Source organism: Bacteroides sp. Phil13, assembly GCF_001940965.1.
Taxonomy (GTDB): Bacteria; Bacteroidota; Bacteroidia; order Bacteroidales; family Bacteroidaceae; genus Bacteroides; species Bacteroides intestinalis.
Window position 1 is genome coordinate 16,285 of record NZ_MSHA01000044.1, and the last position, 18,377, is coordinate 34,661.

Sequence of the window (18,377 nt, forward strand, 5' to 3'; positions counted from 1 at the left end):
CTTTCTTTTTTCCGGGCAGAATATCCATATAAAAATAACAGCCCAAAAATAGTGAAATCTTAAGATATAAAATATAAAAATCCACTCAAACAATGCAAAAATAGTACCAAAGCCTCCCCATCGCTATTTTATAAAGTCCTTAGGCAGAACACCAAACTGTTTCTGGAAGCATTTGGCAAAATAAGAGGGGGTATTAAAACCGATCATGTAACAAACCTCATTTATCCGACATTCCCCCTCTTTGAGTAATTGCACCGCTTTCTTTAAACGCTCCAAACGAATGTAATCATTCGGAGTCATATCCAATATACCTTTTATTTTCCGGTTAAGACTCGAACGGCTCATATTCAGCTGGCTTGCCATATCATCCAGATTAAAGTCAGGATCCTGCATATTTGCGACCACTACTTCTTTCAATGTCTTTAAGAAAGTTTCATCCGCTTTAGTCATCGCCATACTGTTGACCTGCTCAAAAGGTGAATGCACGAAAGCAACACGAAGTTTCTCACGGTTACTTAGCAAGTTAGATACACAAACTTTAAGATACTCTACAGAAAAAGGCTTCTCTATATAGACATCCGCCCCAAGTTTCATACCTTCTATCTTAGCCTGAAGGGTGGTCTTAGCTGTCAATAAAATAACAGGAATATGACTATAATCAACCGCGGACTTTAAATGCTCACATAATTCCAATCCATCCATTTCAGGCATCATGACATCCGAAATAACCAGATTGACGGTATGTTCTTCCAATACTTTCAAAGCTTCCATTCCATTCAAGGCTGTCAAAACCCGATATTTCGCTGATAATTGTTTCACAATGAACGCCTGCATTTCCAAACTGTCCTCTACAACAAGCAACGTATAACGATTTTGCGAATTAGGTTCTTCTTCAACCTCCTGTCTTTCTAAAGATTCTTCATGAACAACTTGCTCTTTTGCCTGTATTGTATGAGCATGTTTTATCGGAAGCGAGAGCAAAAACTGATTGTTTTCCATGGAATCTACCATACACAAAGTTCCTCCATGAAGTTCGGCAAGCGAACGCGCCAAAGGCAACCCTATCCCTGTACCGGAAACAGAATGCAATACCCCGGCTTTGTATTGAACGAATGGTTTAAATATCTCTTCACGCATATCCATCGGAACCACACGTCCGTCATTGCATGCCAGGAGCAACATTTGATCCTTTTCAACATGTAACTTAATGCGGATATATGTTTCCGAATATTTCACGCCATTTGTCATCAAATTACTGATGATCTTGGTCAGCCCTTCCCTATCTACCGAGGCATACAGACTCTCCGGAGAATCAATGGTAAGTTCCAGCCCCTTCTCACGTGCCAAAGGTTTAAAACGCTTATAGGTCTTTTGCAATATATCTACAACATTGCATTCCACAAAGTTCAATTGAAATCCTTGTGTCTCCGTCTTACGGAAATCAAGTAGCTGGTTCACCAAATCAAGCAACCGGTTTGTATTCAGATCCATCACTTCCAGATCGTCCCTGATTTCGTCAGAAACCTCTTTAGAAAGCAGGACATTCTCAAGCGGACTTTTTATCAATGTGAGCGGAGTGCGTATCTCATGCGCTACATTCGTAAAGAAATCGATTTTCGCAGAATAAAGCTCACGCTCCTTTTCCCGCTCAAACTTCTCCATTGCCAATCGATGCCTCTCTTGCGTCCGTCTTCTGAAATATAAAATAGTGGCAACCAATGAACACAGGGCCAAGATAACATAAATAACGTATGCCCACACTGATAAGTAAAAAGGAGGATGAATACGTACATTGAGCACCCGTTCCACATCATTCCACTTTCCGTCACCATTAGACCCTTTTATGCGCAGCGTATAACTTCCATAGGGTAAATTAGAATAAGTAATCATAGAATTTCGCCCCAACATATACCACTCCTGGTCAAAACCTTCCAGCTTATACATCAAGCGGTTCATCTCCGGTGCCTGATAGCTTAAAGCTGCCACCTGGAAGGCAAAAGAATTTTGGTCTGCATCAAGCTCTATATTGTCAGCATAAGTTATATTCTGCTGTAAAGGAGATCCCGGAGTATCCACAGAAAAGCGTTTATTAAACAGATAAAAGTCGGTAATAACCACCGGAGGAAGAAAGGTATTCTCGACAAAATTATCCGGATCAAATATGACAAACCCATTAATACTGCCAAAATAGATACGCCCTCTCTTGTCACGATATCCAGACTGGAAATTGAACTGATTGCTCAGTAATCCATTTGCCGTAGTATATACATGCATAGCCTCACTATCCGGATTAAAGCAAGTAAGCCCATAATTACTTGTAATCCAAAGGTTTCCCCGCTTGTCTTCAACCATTTTGTAGACGGTATTGTTAGGAAGCCCTTTCGACGTATCATAACGTGTAAAATTATCCGTTTCCCGATTATAACGGCAGAACCCCTTTCCCATCGTCATAAACCACAAACGCTTCTTGCTGTCCTCGCAAATAGAAATTACCTTGTTATAAGATAGAGAAGTCGAATCTTTTTCATTTGAAAGATAACTCTTCCATTGTTGGGTCTGAGTATTGTACGCGAATACCCCATTTGAGAAAGTAGCGAACCACAAATTCCCCTCAAAATCCTCTAAAATATCATAAACGAACAAATTTCCCAACTGTGGAATATGGGTAAAATTATCGAAAGAACGATTATATTTGAATAAACCGGATGTTGTTCCTATCCAGATATCCTCCGTAGCAGTTTTGCAAACAGTAAAAGCATCACTGGCAGTCAGCGCCCCTTCACCTTTATCTTTGAAATAATGCTTCACTTGTCTGGTACGTAAATTCACCTTATTCAATCCCCCCGAAAAAGTACCGACCCATAAATCATCTCCATCCAGACAAAGAGCATGGACATTCTTATATATATCCGGATGCTCAAATGGTACTATTTTTTCTGTCTCCGGATCAAAATTAAACAATCCTTTATCTTCAGTACCTATCCATAAAGTACCGTCATTGCCTTCACATATCTCACGTACCCGACGCCCCAAGAACTTGATCTCCTCTCTCGGATAAAACTTCTCAAAATAGGTCCATTGATACGGATAATAATTTACGCCACCAAAATAAGAACCTACCCACATTCCATTCTCACTATCGCGATAAATCGAATAAATAGCATTGTCTGATAACGCATAGGAGTCATCTTGATCGGGTACTGTCAGATGTGTGATCTTGTCGGTCGTCAAATTATAAATGTACAATCCCTTTTCCGTACCTACCCATAATTCATCATCGGACTTAAATTCTAACGTACGTGCAAAAGCATCCAAAATCCTACGGGATTTACCCGTCACAAAATTAACCTCAGTCAATCCGTTCGATGATGCTATGTAAGTGTAATTATGAGGACCGACAATCTCACAATTGATGATATCATCTTTGAATATCTCATCGCCATTCGCATCCTTAAAAGGCTGTAAAGGCGATTCAAAGTCAGCCTTTGTATAATAAAGATTATCACCATACAATGCCAGCCAACAGGTATTCCCATTTAACCAGAAACGATGAACGTTGGCCAGTCCTGCATCATGAAGGTAATTCTGCAATTTGTTTTCACTACTATTATAGTAAAACAGCCCCTGATTCTCAACCGATATCCAAAGATTTGAATGTTCATCGCACCTTATCATAGTTACGAAATCCCGAATAATGGTCCCTTTATCACTTACTAAATTGAATTCGGTAAAAGAATCAAGTATAGGATTATAAATATAAAGTCCACCATCGGTTCCGACCCATATATTCCCCTTACTATCTTCATAAAGCACCGTTATGAAATTCCTACCCAGATTCGAATTTTCATTGTTATAGATGCGAAAAAACAAACCGTCGTAGCGGCTCAAGCCATCTTTAGTACCAAACCACATAAAGCCTTTCTTATCCTGGAAAATACAATTCACAGAGTTCTGAGAAAGACCATTTCTGATATCTACCGTTCTGAAATAATAGTGAACGGTATTATAGGCATAGGACGGCAATGCCGTCACTATGCACAAACAGAGGAAAAGCTTTATAATAGTTCGATTCATAGTTCCCTCCTTTTTTAGGAAAGATTATTTCTTTAATGAATTACAAATACGTGTATTAATTTCTTTCACACGCTTTTCATCCAGCTTGATTACCTTACGGTCATAAGTTATAAAACCATTCACTTCCACTTCTACGTCAGTAGTCTGCGTATAAACAGCTGCCGAGAATCCTCTGTCAATCATCCGATATAACATATCGGCATACTTCACATATTCATCCGTAGCCTCTTTAGAAGAATTGAACTGTACATAACCCCAGTTACGGTTCGGTTCCCAAAGGTGATCTTTCAATACCAGACCTATGCCGCCATATTCACCTAAAACGGTTGCACGCTGACCGTCATACAAAAACATTTCCGGTGCAGGATAATGGTGCAGGTCAAGCATATCGCCACAAGGATAATGGTTACCACCACTTGCCGGATTCACCAGACGGGTCGGATCATATTGCTTTGTCCATTCAGCTATTTCTACCGTTTTAAACTGTCCCCAAGCCTCGTTGAACGGCACCCAGGTACCAATACAAGGATAAGAATACAGGCAATCTATAATTTCCTTCCATTCTTTGCGATAATAACCTTCAGATTCTGCAGAACGCTTCATTTCCGTACCATTAAAATATTGACGCATCTGCCACTGTGGATTGCGGTCACCACTCGGCATATCTTGCCATACAATAATTCCAAGCTGGTCACAATAGGTATACCAACGGGCAGGCTCAACTTTGATATGCTTACGAATCATATTAAAACCAAAATCTTTCGTCTTCTGGATGTCATACAGCAAAGCCTCATCCGTAGGAGCTGTATACAAACCATCAGGCCACCAACCCTGATCAAGCGGTCCGAACTGGAACAACGCTTCATTATTCAATTCCAGGCGTACAATACCGTTAGCATCCCGGCGGGTAGAATATTTACGCATAGCAGCATAACTATCCACCTTGTCCACTATTTTATTTCCATCCTTCAAACTTACTTTCAAGGTATAAAGGAAAGGAGAATCAGGACTCCATAATTTAGCATTTTCAGGCATCGCTACCTCTACAGCTTCTCCATTGATACTCTTACCGGCAGCTACCAGCTGATTGCCATCATACACATTCACTTCAACGAGGTCTGTTGCACAATTGGCATTCAGTTCAGCCTTTACCGTCAACAAATTGCGATCAATATCAGGAGTGATACGAAGGTTTTCAATATGTTTTCCACTAACAGGCTCCAGCCATACAGTCTGCCAGATACCGGAAACAGGAGTATACCAGATACCTTCCGGTCTACTGACTTGCTTACCACGCGGCTGAGGTCCTTTATCCGTTGGATCCCAAACCTTTACAACCAAACGATTACTACCTTTAGCTGATAAAGCTGAAGTAATATTAAATGAGAAAGGAGTGAATCCTCCGGTATGGCTTCCAACTTTAACGCCATTCACCCATACATCTGTTTTCCAGTCTACAGCACCGAAATGCAGCAGAATCTGCTTTCCTTTCCAAGCCGATGGAACATCAAAACTACGTTGATATACCAATTCCTGCTTTTCGTTTATCCTCTTGCCTACTCCCGACAAAGAAGATTCCACAGCAAACGGCACAAGTATTTTACCTTCAAAATCAGCCGGAATATGCCCACCTTTATCAATAATGGCGTAATCCCACAGCCCATTCAGGTTTTTCCAATCATTACGCTGCATAATGGGTCTTGGATACTCGGGCAATACATTTGAAGGATCAATTTGCCCCGCCCATTCTGTTTTAATCTTATCTCCGGCCGGTTTCCATTGTGCCGAACTCTCCAAACTAAAAAACGTTACCAAAGATAACGCAATAAATAATTTCTTCATGGTATGTAACTATTCTAAATGTTTGGAAGCAAAGTTAGCCACTAATTCATTTTCAAAATAACGCAATTGGTTCAATAAATGCAAGAATCTTATCATTTAATAACTAAATGTAGAAAGAAATAATCAATCTGCCAAGATAATAGTAGGAACTTAGAAAGCTACAACTACAGCCTTCTAATCAGATCAATAACAAAATTGACTTCTTGCAGGCAAACAAATAATGTGTTGCCTGCAAGAAGTCAATGCCTTGCAAAAACAGAACTTTCAGGAATATTCAGACATTAAACCAATATACTTTTTCATCCTTTTCATTATCTCTTACATCCACATGTACCCATGAGATAGGAACTCCTTTTTGCAGATGTTCAAAGCGGATATTGCAAGGTAGTTTATCAGCAGACTCCTGAACTTTATGTCTTGCACTTTCTGCTGTCATTCCACAATCTGCCGGTAACAGGATATCGACGGCTTTACCTTGTATATGAGTCGTAATATAGGGAGTCTTATTACTCTGAACAAGATTGCATAAATGACATCTTAGCCCCCTTTGATACACTTTCATCTTGGGCTGATTAATTGTAAGAGGAACACCCAGTATTTCACGGATAATATCTAATGTCTTCTTTAAATCTTCATCCAGAAAAGACCATATCTGTTCTTCCGAATAGCTCTGCATCACATGATTACAGACTAATTCCTGAATTTTGAAGTACTTACATTTATAAACACTCATAGTAACTTCAATTTTTAAAATGAATAACTGAGAAATTCTATCAGGTAATCTGCCTCTTCAAAGCATTGGCATATCCTTCAATAATCAATTCCAGCCCGTCCGTCAATTCTTGTGGCGAAATAACAATTTCCAGTTTCCCAACCGTAGCATTCTCCGATGATTTATTATTGGGAAAACTGATTTGCAATTCATTGTTTATAACCTCCAATGCAAACTCTGCCGTCACTGTAGCTTTCTCTATTTTAGAGGCTGTGACGGGCACCAATGTAATTAAGGGAACCTGAACCGTTGTAGTGGTAACTGCCCCGGCATCATCCAAAGTAGGATATTCAAGTTGCACTATCTTCGGAATCAATGCTCCTTTATCTTTTCCTACCCCGACAGCCGGTTTCTCAAAATACTTATCCAACAAGCCTTCATTCTTGTCCATCAGTGAGTCACTGGCACTAACAATGGCATGGTGGATGGCTTCCACAAACAATTTAAAACTAATCATATCGATAAATTTAATGATTCGACGCTATACCATTTCACTCTTTCTGAGGAGATAATTTCTTCAGCTTTTCAAAATTATCAACAGCCTCATTCACTATCGGACGACTCTCTGTACTCAATCCAATGGCTGCCTGACAATTAGGACATGAAAATTGCATACCTTGAACTAACAAATGCAAATCAATGGGAATTTGAGTTTTGCATACCGGACACGGAATATACTGATCTATCATACTTTTATTCTTTTTCTGACTGTTTATCTATTTTCTGTATGGGTTGTATTGATTTCGTATACAAATCAAGTATAGTCAATACTCCTTTGGGCAAAGGCAGTCTGCCTGCATGAATATTTACTTTAAGGCGGCTTGACAAAGTGCTATCATATTGCTCATGCGAATTCCTCTTATACTCCTGTTTGGCCGGAGCAATTCTTCCGTTCAAAACCGCCTTCCTCTCTACAAGTTGTACATCCGCATTCACTTTTGATTCATAATTATAAGAACCCACCGATGTAATCTCCAGATCAAAATCTACATTGATCTTATCTATTGCAAGAGAATTTAAAGGCAATAAACACAGCAAAGGAACCTGAAAAGCCATTTTATTGATAGAGATGTATCCTGGATCAGTCGGTTGCTTTGTATGATCAACAACCGGCTGACTCAGTATCATCTCTATCATAAGAGGCTGACGCAAGTCACTTCCCTCCTCCTTTGTGAAGCAATAATCAAGCAAAAATTGAGCCTGCCCGGTCAGCATCATAACATTGGCCTTGGATGCCGCTACCAAAGGAGCACCAATGATTGACTCAATATTAAGTTCTGCCCCAAATTGAGGTTTGAATGTACCTTGCTCGTTTTCAGCCATATTTTTTTCTTTTTACTTGATATCAAATATTTTATCCTATTTACTTAGTAGCAGGAATAATCCTATTCTTTACGGTTGTGCACTAGGACTCTTCAACTCTATCGGTTGAATTGCTTTTGTAAATGCTTCGATGATAGTATTTACTCCTTTAGGAAGTGGAAGCTGACCTGCATGTACATTAACAGTATACTTAGCAGAATTACTCTTCTCATAATGCGTATTATGAGTCTCAGAATCCTTTGAAGAATAGCTGGCCGATCCTTTAATAGATACAGACAGTGGTCCCCAACCTAATTTTGTTTCAAAACTACCCTCTCCTTTACTCTCAGATTCTTTTGCCTTATTGTCATCTTCTGAGAAACTTGATTTCACTTCCATTTCAAAATTAATATCCACAGTTTCAACAGCCAGGGAATTAATAGGAAGAATTGTAAGCAGAGGCAAAGTAAATTTGGTTGAAGCTGGTTTAATAACAGGATCAGCGCCCTCAGTAGCTCCCGGACCAATAACACTCCTGGTGAGAATCATATCGATCATAATGGGTTCATACTGATAACTCTTCGGTTCGGTTGTACTAACTTCCTTTCTGTTAAAACAAGTGTCCAACATAAATCTTGTTTGAGTAAGAGCCATTGCAGAATTCGCTTTAGCAGCTGCATTCAAAGGACCTCCGATTAAACTTTCCATTGGCAGCCCGGAGAACTGCTGCGACATTGACAATAAATTTGTATCCATACTAATGTGTTTTAAAGAAGTTATTAAAAAAGTTAACTAAAACTCAGAAATTTCCTAATCACTGTTTTTATGCGATTGAATAGGCGGACAAAAAAACCTTTCTTCCTTTTAGGTAGTTCTGTCGGATAAAACCTGATAGTAATGTGTTCACCCATAGCACTTCCCTACACAAATTCCACTGTATAAGATTCACCCGAATTGGCCAAGGCTACAACAAGAGTATTACCGATAAAAGTGCCAGAATACACGATTTCACCGGAACCAGCATCTTTAACTACCAAGCATTGATTGTCGATAGAAGTCTCGAAACAGATATAAAGTTGATTATCCTGAATATAACCCGGAATTATAGGATATATGGAACGAACTGATCCATTCCCTTTTAATAAATGAATATTAATCGGTCTTTTGATTTCCTTCTTTTCTGTAGGAACAGATGCAGATTCAGCTGATGCATTTAAAGATATACAAAGCGGCTGCATTATAAATAAACCACTGAATAGAACAAACGATAATGCTTTCATATGTCTCACACTTATTAGAGATTAATAATGTGACGAAGTTAGTGACATAAAAGCAAAAAACAGAATAAAAATGATAACATCTAATTACAACAACACCCTGTTTATCAGGTGTTTAAGCAATAAACAGATAACATTCTTTCAGTAAAAGGCTAATTAGCAGTCTTCAATTTAATCCGGTGTCGCCTTTGAGCCACAATTTGCTTGTTCACATTCCCAAAGCAAAGGGCAATTGTAAAATCATCTAACCCACAAAGTGAAAGGCATGAGAAAAGACAATCATTCTCGGTATATTTAGGATAGGTTTGATACAAATAGTCTATATAACCCTTGTATATTTCCATAACAGTGGAACGAAGCTGCTTCTGTTCATCTTCCAACAAAATACGCAGTTCCTGTTTATTCTTAGTCTTTTCCTGATGACTAAGCTGTTCTATTTTCTTATAAATGGAGGTCTCTTTAAAAATAACATTGCATAATTCCGCCTTTTCATCGGCTAATTTTCTGATTTCGCATTCTTTTTGAGAAATCTTCTTTTTATCCTCTTCCTGCTCCCTCCGCAACGAAGAGACATAATATTGTAGTCCTACTATATCTACCTCCAATAAAGCCCTATCATACTTATGTTCCAATTCAAAAAAGTCTCTCCGACGTCTTATTCGCTGAATATACCAAACCATAGAAAGAATAACGAGCAAACACAAAACAGCCAGACCAATAAACAGTATCTGCATCTGCACTTTTTCTGTATAAACTTTCATTTTGGCCTCATATTCATAAATCTTCTGCTCCACTTCGGGATTTTGCTTATCGAGAATGGAGTTCATAGTCACAGAGTAGTTATCCAGATAACCTAATGCCTGCTGATAGTCTCCTTTCATCTCCATCACATCTTTCAAACCATAAAAAGCTAAAGCTTTTGTCTCTATCACCGTATCCTGTAATGCCTGTTTGAAATAGTAATCAGCAGAATCCAATTGTTCATGGTTCATAAATGCATAGCCTACCATAATTGCTGCCTTGGAAGCCATTCTTTTACCAAACGCCAAAGACTGTTTCCCGTAAAAAAGCATAGAGTCGACTTCCTCATAGGTACAACTCAGATTATGATTAGTCATTGATACGATCATTGAATCATTTTCTTCCAAAGCCAGCCCCAAAGCACACTTCATATTATCACGAGCACGCAGAGTATCACCTTTCAATAAATACCCCCAGCCTATATCATTAAAAACAAAACACAATCCCTTTTTATAATCGCAACTTATAAAGCAATCTTTCGACTTTAGGAACATATCCATTCCTTTATCTATGAGAACCTGCGAAACATACAAATTACCCAGATCTTCATAAACCATTCCTTTTACCCTTAACTCTTCAGCATCCGTATTACCAAGCTCTTTCAAAGCAGCAAAATCGCTCTCAATAGCTTCTTTATACATATTCATACGAAGCTGAAGGCGTCCTTTATACATAAAAGCCTTAGCACGATTGATGCCACTACCATAGTAATGAATAGCCTCATTAAGCAAAGAATCGCAAGGTAACAGAGAAAGATATTTCTTATCCATAGTTTCTGCCAAAAGCAATCCATAATGCATCTGTTCGGATTTGGTCAGAATATCCGGAGAGATGGATTGTAGAATCTGGTAACTACTATCGACAGAAGAATGCATTAATATTTCAGCACGCAACAATTGCTTATTCTCCACTTTTTTACTACAAGAAGCAAGAATCAGAATCAAACAAAAAACAGAGAGTAAGCCTTTCAATCGGTTTAACATAAAGCTATTCGGTTATTTGTCAACAAAGAAAACAAAAACAAAAAGAAATAACAACAGATAGCTACAAAATATCGGGAGTATTCTTTTGTAGACGAAAAATGGAACAAAAAAGGACCAACTCCGTATCAAAGCCGTACCAACTCCATACCAAGTCCACACCAACTCCACTTCTTTCATCTCCGTATAGGAGTGGAGAAAATACGGAGTTGATACAGAGTCGGTGTAGTTCAGAAGTGTTTCTGACCAAAACGTATTTAAGGTTTTCCCTACATCTTGCCTTACCTTAAACAATGATAAGAAAAAGAAAAACTGGATGGGTAGCAGTTTTTTTCGTAACTTTGCACAGTTTTAAATACATTGAATGAATGGAGTTTAAATACGACGTTATCGTGATTGGAGCCGGACATGCCGGTTGTGAAGCAGCTGCGGCTGCGGCAAATCTGGGTTCAAAAACCTGTCTTATCACCATGGACATGAATAAGATAGGTCAAATGAGTTGTAACCCTGCCATAGGCGGTATTGCCAAAGGACAAATTGTACGCGAAGTAGATGCTTTAGGCGGATACATGGGATTAGTAACCGATCAAACCGCTATCCAGTTCCGTATATTGAATCGTTCCAAAGGTCCTGCCATGTGGAGCCCGCGTGCACAATGCGATCGCAATAAATTCATCTGGGCATGGCGCGAAATATTAGAAAACATTCCTAACCTGCACATCTGGCAAGATACTGTACGCGAAATTCTCGTTGAAAATGGAGAAATTACCGGGCTGACTACTTTCCTTGATGTGACTTTCCGAGCCAAGTGTATCATATTAACAGCTGGAACTTTCCTGAACGGGTTAATGCACATAGGACGTACCCAGCTTGCAGGTGGACGTATGGCAGAGCCTGCATCCTACGAATTAACGGAGTCTATCGCAAGACATGGCATCGAATACGGACGCATGAAAACCGGTACCCCTGTACGCATAGACGGACGAAGTGTACACTATGAATATATGGAAACCCAGGATGGAGAATGTGACTTCCACAAATTTTCGTTCATGGATACCAGTGTGCGTCACCTGAAACAACTCCCATGCTGGACTTGCTTTACGAACGAAGAAGTGCATCGTGTGTTGCGTGAGGGACTGCCGGATTCTCCCCTTTTCAACGGACAGATTCAAAGTATAGGCCCCCGCTATTGTCCCAGCATTGAAACCAAGATTGTGACCTTTCCTGACAAGGAGCAGCATCAGCTTTTCTTGGAACCGGAAGGAGAGACAACACAGGAACTTTACTTGAATGGTTTCTCTTCATCACTTCCGATGAGCATACAAATAGAAGCTTTAAAGAAAGTCCCTGCATTTAAAGATCTGGTGATTTACCGTCCGGGGTATGCCATTGAGTATGATTACTTCGATCCTACCCAACTTAAACACACGTTGGAATCGAAAAAAATCAAGAACTTATTCTTTGCTGGACAAGTAAATGGAACCACTGGATACGAAGAAGCTGCCGGACAAGGAATCATTGCTGGTATCAATGCACATATTAATTGCCATGGCGGAGAACCTTTTACGCTGGCACGCGATGAAGCATATATCGGCGTATTGATCGATGACTTGGTAACAAAAGGTGTGGATGAGCCTTATCGCATGTTTACTTCACGTGCGGAATATAGAATCTTGCTGCGCATGGACGACGCGGACATGCGACTCACTGAAAAAGCATGGAAGCTCGGATTAGTGAAAGAAGACCGCTATGAACTACTGAAGCGGAAACGTGAAGCTATCAGTAACATTGTAGAATTTACCCGAAAATATTCGATGAAACCGGCATTAATAAATCCGGTACTCGAACAGTTAGGAACTACTCCCCTGCGCCAGGGATGCAAATTAATAGATTTGATAAACCGTCCGCAAGTCACTCTTGAAAATATGGCGGAACACGTCGACGCTTTCCGCCGGGAGCTGAATAAGGTTACCGAAAGAAAAGAGGAAATCATCGAGGCTGCCGAGATCCTTATTAAATATGAAGGCTATATCGGGCGGGAACGAATTATAGCAGATAAGCTTGCCCGTCTGGAAAGTATAAAAATCAAAGGGAAGTTTAACTATAATTCCATTCAATCCCTTTCCACCGAAGCAAGACAGAAGTTGGTAAAGATTGACCCGGAAACCATTGCTCAAGCAAGCCGAATTCCGGGAGTTTCTCCAAGCGATATTAACGTCCTGCTGGTACTTTCGGGCAGATAACGCGAACGTTCCACGTGAAACAAAAGAATTCAATAAACGCATTAAAAATACTGATTATGAGCAAAGAAACTCTTGCTAAAAGCATTCGGGAGATTCCCGATTTCCCAATACCGGGGATTCTATTTTACGACGTGACTACATTGTTCAAAGATCCTGCAAGGCTACAGGAACTTTCGGACACATTGTACGAGATGTACAAAGACAAAGGTATCACAAAAGTTGTAGGTATTGAATCAAGAGGCTTCATTATGGGCCCTATCCTCGCCACTCGTTTGGGCGCAGGATTCATTCCTATCCGCAAACCGGGGAAACTTCCGGCAGAAACCATTGAAGAAAGCTACGATAAGGAATACGGGAAAGACACAATTCAGATACACAAGGATGCTTTGAACGAAAACGATGTGGTTCTGCTCCACGACGATTTATTGGCTACAGGTGGAACAATGGAGGCTGCTTGCAAATTAGTACAGAAGATGAATCCAAAAAGAATTCATGTTAACTTCATTATCGAGTTGAAAGAATTGCACGGAAAAGATTTATTCAATAATGATGTAGATGTACAATCAGTACTTTCTCTATAAACAGATAGAATAGCCTCAAGCAATATATGGAGAATAACCCGGAACTTAAAACCAGCGAATATTTGAAAGGGATAGTATTAAACCTTCCCGAAAGCCCCGGTATTTATCAATATCTGAATACCGAAGGAGTTATTATATACGTAGGTAAAGCAAAGAACCTGAAACGCCGGGTTTCCTCCTATTTCAATAAAGAGCACGAACCGGGAAAAACAAGAGTACTCGTCAGCAAGATCGCAGATATACGTTATATCGTAGTAAATACAGAAGAGGACGCATTGCTGTTAGAAAACAATCTGATAAAGAAATATAGACCGCGATACAACGTTTTATTGAAGGATGATAAGACATATCCATCTATCTGCGTTCAAAACGAATATTTTCCCCGTGTATTTAAGACTCGCAAGATTATACGCAACGGTTCCTCCTACTATGGCCCTTATAGCCATATACCTTCCATGAATGCATTGCTCGACCTGATCAAGCATTTATATCCGTTGCGCACCTGTAGCCTGAATCTTTCGCCCGAGAATATCAATGCAGGCAAATTCAATGTATGTCTGGAGTATCACATCAAGAACTGCGCCGGTCCTTGCATCGGAAAACAATCATTGGATGATTACTTGAAAAATATTGGTGAAATCAAGGAAATCCTCAAAGGAAACACGCAGGAGATACAACGCCATTTATTCCAGCAAATGCAAGAATTGGCAACCGACATGAAGTTTGAAGAAGCACAGAAGGTGAAAGAAAAGTATATGCTGATTGAGAATTATCGCGCTAAATCAGAAGTTGTAAGCAATATACTGCACAATATCGACGTATTCTCCATCGAAGAAGATAGCGACGAAAAATCAGCATTCGTCAACTATCTGCATATTACGAACGGAGCTATCAACCAAGCATTTACATTTGAGTATAAGAAACGCCTTAACGAGACCAAAGAAGAGCTTCTCGAACTGGGTATCATCGAGATGAGAGAACGATACAAAAGCCTTTCACGCGAAATTATCGTGCCGTTTGAGGTCGATATGGAACTAAAGGATGTGGTTTTCACAATCCCCCAGCGAGGAGACAAGAAAAAACTGTTGGACCTTTCTATTCTGAATGTAAAACAGTACAAGGCAGATCGTATGAAGCAGGCTGAGAAGTTGAATCCTGAACAACGGAACGTTCGTCTGATGAAAGAAATACAGGATGAGCTGCACCTCGACCGCCTGCCCATGCAAATAGAATGTTTTGATAACTCAAATATCCAAGGTTCCGATCCCGTTGCTGCCTGTGTAGTTTTCAAGAAGGCCAAACCCTCTAAACAGGACTATCGGAAGTATAATATCAAAACCGTAGTAGGTGCAGACGACTATGCTTCCATGAAAGAAGTCGTAAAACGCCGTTATCAGCGTGCTATTGAGGAAAACGCTCCTCTACCCGACCTCCTTATCACCGATGGTGGAAAAGGGCAAATGAGTGCCGTAAAAGAAGTCCTGGACGAACTAAATCTGAATATACCTATTGCCGGGCTTGCCAAAGACGGTAAACACCGCACATCAGAATTACTGTACGGTTTTCCGCCACAGACCATCGGACTGAAGCAAAACACTCCCCTTTTCCGTCTTCTGACACAGATACAGGACGAGGTACACCGATTTGCCATTACTTTCCATCGGGATAAACGCAGTAAACGGCAGATAGCGTCTGAATTGGATGAGATAAAAGGTATCGGAGAGAAAACAAAAGCTGCCCTTCTAAAAGAGTTTAAGAGCGTAAAACGCATTAAAGAAGCATCCTTGGAGGCACTTGCAAAGGTGACAGGAGAGGCAAAAGCAAAAGTTATTAAAGAATACTTCAGACAGGCCACAAGCTAAATCTTCTATCGATTAAAAATGAATCATACACTCAAATTACAGACAATCACGAATTTATTCGTAACTTTGCACACCGGAAAAGATTAAAAAGATTAGGATAAAAGAACATGAGAGTAGTCATACAACGTGCCGGACACGCTTCTGTTACTATTGACGGAACGTGTAAATCCGCTATAGGAAAAGGACTTTTAATATTGGTAGGTATTGAGGAGACAGACGGACAGGAAGACATTGACTGGCTTTGCAAAAAAATTGTCAATCTGCGTGTCTTCGACGACGAAAACGGAGTTATGAACAAATCGATCCTCGACATTAATGGTGAGATACTGGTAATCAGTCAGTTCACTCTGCATGCCTCTACAAAGAAGGGGAACCGTCCCTCCTATATACGGGCGGCAAAACCCGAAATTTCAATCCCTTTGTATGAACAGTTTTGCAGGGAATTGAGTTCTTCTTTAGGTAAAGAGATAGGTACCGGAGAATTTGGCGCCGATATGAAGGTAGAATTATTGAACGATGGTCCTGTGACCATCTGTATGGATACAAAAAACAAGGAATGATGACATTAGAAGAGGCTCAGCATCAAGTAGATTGCTGGATTAAGAAGTATGGAGTACGCTACTTCAGCGAACTCACCAATATGGCTGTTCTTACCGAAGAAGTCGGAGAACTGGCCCGAGTGATGTCCCGTAAATACGGTGACCAATCCTTTAAAGAAGGAGAAAAAGATAACATTGACGACGAGATAGCAGATGTCCTGTGGGTACTCCTCTGCATTGCCAATCAAACAGGTGTAAACGTCACTGAAGCGTTTGCCCGGAATCTGGAGAAGAAAACCCAACGGGATAGTGCCCGACATATCAATAACCCTAAATTGCAAGACCATGGAGAAGAATGAACCTATGCAGAACAAGTATGATGCCGCTTTGGCAAAGTATAACACACAACTGGATGATGCAGAAATAGCTGCAAAAGTAGCGAAGCTCATCGCAGAAAAAGTACCTGGAAACCATACGGAAGAAGTTAAGAAATTCTTGTTTCACTGCATTGATCTCACCACGCTGAACACCACGGACAGCGATGAAAGCGTAATGAAATTTACACAAAAAGTGAATCAATTCGACAATGAATTCCCCGATTTAAAGAACGTAGCTGCCATTTGCGTTTATCCAAATTTTGCAGAAATCGTAAAGGATACCCTGGAAGTGGAAGACGTAAAAATAGCTTGTGTTTCGGCTGGCTTCCCCTCTTCGCAGACTTTTACGGAAGTAAAGGTAGCAGAAACTGCTATGGCATTGATGGAAGGTGCAGATGAAATAGACATTGTTATCTCTGTAGGTAAATTCCTGAGTGGAGACTATGAGAGCATGTGCGAAGAAATTCAGGAACTGAAAGATGTCTGCAAAGAACATCACATGAAGGTTATTCTGGAAACAGGAGCACTGAAAAGCGCTTCCAACATCATGAAAGCCTCTATCCTATCCATGTATTCAGGAGCAGATTTCATCAAAACCTCTACCGGAAAACAGCAGCCTGCCGCTACCCCGGAGGCCGCTTACGTAATGTGCCAGGCCATTAAAGAATATTATGACAAGACTGGCAACAAAATAGGCTTCAAGCCTGCCGGAGGAATTAACACCGTAAATGACGCAGTTATTTACTATACGATCGTCAAAGAAATACTCGGAGAAGAATGGTTGGATAACCAATGGTTCCGTTTAGGTACCAGCCGTTTGGCTAACCTTTTACTTTCCGAAATTAAAGGCGAAGAAATGAAATTTTTCTAGAAGCAAAACCAATATACAAAGATGCCTGATAGGAAGCAAACTTTTCCTGTCAGGCATTTCTATTTATCTGACTATTTTAACGCATCCATCGTAAAACTTACAAGCCAAACGTAAAACGCCACAGCCAATAAGGACACAGGAATAGCCCAATACAACTTTTTAAACATACTTCTTGTAATAAATGCATAAGTCATACGAAGCACACTTAGTATAGGATGTGCAGCAATAAGCAAAAATAATGCTTTGCAAATAAGAAGGAGAACATTCATCATAATCCAGCAAGACAAAAACCATACTCAGCTACAGCCAACGCTACACCTATAGGACCAAGCAACTTCTTGGCAGCAGATTTTAACAAGTTAATCGCTGCTCTTTTAAGAGTTGTCTTCCCCAATTCAGAAATACAGCTAAAAGCATCAAGCCCCAAAACTGCCAATGCACAAGTTACATAAATGTTTCTCGTACTTACTATATAAGTATTATACTCTGGAGAATTTATTGCATGCAATGCTGCTGTAACAACACTCGATTCATCTGAACCACAAATTTCTGTTATTTCTTGATCAGTTACCCCCATGGAATACATCACTTGTTTAGCCCATGATATTGAAGGGGCAAATTCCTGAAGAATAAAGTCTTCCTCTACTTTAGTAAACTTCAACTCTCCATTTATACTACGAGTTTCCACTTATTGAATAATCGGACTGATTAAGCCTGCATAAGCAACTACAGTTTTATTAAGAGAATCAACCAAGATTGGATCTATATGCCCCGATTCAACATCTGCTATTTTTTCTTGTGAACAAGAGAAAAGAAAAAGGCATGCAACAAAACTTATAAAAAACTTTTTCATGTG

17 protein-coding genes are annotated in these 18,377 nt (G+C 40.0%); 6 read left to right on the forward strand and 11 right to left on the reverse strand.

Translation table 11 applies throughout. From position 1 onward, the window contains the following. Positions 1-123 precede the first annotated feature (123 nt). From BWI44_RS08180 to BWI44_RS08220, 9 genes are all read right to left on the reverse strand, one after another. On the reverse strand, positions 124-4,074 hold the full coding sequence (locus BWI44_RS08180; RefSeq protein ID WP_195208567.1) for a hybrid sensor histidine kinase/response regulator transcription factor: 3,951 nt from the start codon (positions 4,072-4,074) through the stop codon (positions 124-126). 24 nt (positions 4,075-4,098) lie between these two features. After that, positions 4,099-5,916 (reverse strand): glycoside hydrolase family 2 protein, encoded by a 1,818-nt coding sequence (locus BWI44_RS08185; RefSeq protein WP_195208568.1) that lies wholly within the window; start codon positions 5,914-5,916, stop codon positions 4,099-4,101. Between the two features lie 274 nt (positions 5,917-6,190). Then, on the reverse strand, positions 6,191-6,649 hold the full coding sequence (locus tag BWI44_RS08190) for a hypothetical protein (protein ID WP_138291476.1): 459 nt from the start codon (positions 6,647-6,649) through the stop codon (positions 6,191-6,193). Positions 6,650-6,689: 40 nt separating this feature from the next. Continuing rightward, positions 6,690-7,145 carry a DUF2589 domain-containing protein gene (locus BWI44_RS08195; protein ID WP_115503767.1) on the reverse strand — a complete coding sequence of 152 codons (456 nt, stop codon included), beginning with the start codon at positions 7,143-7,145 and terminating at the stop codon, positions 6,690-6,692. 34 nt (positions 7,146-7,179) lie between these two features. Beyond that, positions 7,180-7,377 carry a hypothetical protein gene (locus tag BWI44_RS08200; protein WP_007661287.1) on the reverse strand — a complete coding sequence of 66 codons (198 nt, stop codon included), beginning with the start codon at positions 7,375-7,377 and terminating at the stop codon, positions 7,180-7,182. Between the two features lie 4 nt (positions 7,378-7,381). After that, positions 7,382-8,011 (reverse strand): DUF2589 domain-containing protein, encoded by a 630-nt coding sequence (locus tag BWI44_RS08205; RefSeq protein WP_118223279.1) that lies wholly within the window; start codon positions 8,009-8,011, stop codon positions 7,382-7,384. A gap of 69 nt (positions 8,012-8,080) precedes the next feature. Further along, a complete protein-coding gene (locus BWI44_RS08210; protein ID WP_007661285.1) occupies positions 8,081-8,746 on the reverse strand; it encodes a DUF2589 domain-containing protein in 666 nt (221 codons plus the stop codon). Positions 8,747-8,910: 164 nt separating this feature from the next. Then, the gene (locus BWI44_RS08215; protein WP_138291474.1) at positions 8,911-9,270 is read right to left on the reverse strand and encodes a DUF3244 domain-containing protein; all 360 of its coding nucleotides are present in this window, start codon (positions 9,268-9,270) and stop codon (positions 8,911-8,913) included. A gap of 149 nt (positions 9,271-9,419) precedes the next feature. After that, positions 9,420-11,051, reverse strand: a complete 1,632-nt coding sequence (locus BWI44_RS08220) for a hypothetical protein (protein WP_195208569.1) — start codon at positions 11,049-11,051, stop codon at positions 9,420-9,422. 365 nt (positions 11,052-11,416) lie between these two features. Between BWI44_RS08220 and mnmG the strand changes: the two genes are divergently transcribed. The 6 genes from mnmG to deoC all read left to right on the forward strand — a co-directional run bounded on the left by mnmG (position 11,417) and on the right by deoC (position 17,521). Further along, positions 11,417-13,291: a tRNA uridine-5-carboxymethylaminomethyl(34) synthesis enzyme MnmG gene (mnmG, locus tag BWI44_RS08225; RefSeq protein WP_195208570.1), complete on the forward strand. Its 1,875-nt coding sequence runs from the start codon at positions 11,417-11,419 to the stop codon at positions 13,289-13,291. A gap of 56 nt (positions 13,292-13,347) precedes the next feature. After that, complete coding sequence (locus BWI44_RS08230) at positions 13,348-13,872, forward strand: adenine phosphoribosyltransferase (protein ID WP_182427850.1); 525 nt, start codon at positions 13,348-13,350, stop codon at positions 13,870-13,872. Between the two features lie 26 nt (positions 13,873-13,898). Next, positions 13,899-15,734 carry an excinuclease ABC subunit UvrC gene (gene uvrC, locus BWI44_RS08235; RefSeq protein ID WP_007661278.1) on the forward strand — a complete coding sequence of 612 codons (1,836 nt, stop codon included), beginning with the start codon at positions 13,899-13,901 and terminating at the stop codon, positions 15,732-15,734. Positions 15,735-15,841: 107 nt separating this feature from the next. Further along, positions 15,842-16,294, forward strand: coding sequence for a D-aminoacyl-tRNA deacylase (gene dtd, locus BWI44_RS08240; RefSeq protein WP_195208571.1), 453 nt, complete (start codon positions 15,842-15,844; stop codon positions 16,292-16,294). Further along, positions 16,294-16,632, forward strand: coding sequence for a nucleotide pyrophosphohydrolase (locus BWI44_RS08245; RefSeq protein WP_115503763.1), 339 nt, complete (start codon positions 16,294-16,296; stop codon positions 16,630-16,632). The genes dtd and BWI44_RS08245 overlap by 1 nt, the downstream gene beginning before the upstream one ends. After that, complete coding sequence (gene deoC, locus BWI44_RS08250; protein ID WP_195208572.1) at positions 16,619-17,521, forward strand: deoxyribose-phosphate aldolase; 903 nt, start codon at positions 16,619-16,621, stop codon at positions 17,519-17,521. The genes BWI44_RS08245 and deoC overlap by 14 nt, the downstream gene beginning before the upstream one ends. A gap of 268 nt (positions 17,522-17,789) precedes the next feature. On the opposite strand, the gene BWI44_RS08255 is transcribed toward deoC, so the two are convergent. Then, entirely contained in the window at positions 17,790-18,209 is a 420-nt protein-coding gene (locus BWI44_RS08255; RefSeq protein WP_195208573.1) for a hypothetical protein, read from the reverse strand. Next, entirely contained in the window at positions 18,210-18,374 is a 165-nt protein-coding gene (locus tag BWI44_RS08260; protein WP_181982191.1) for a putative periplasmic lipoprotein, read from the reverse strand. Positions 18,375-18,377 lie beyond the last annotated feature (3 nt).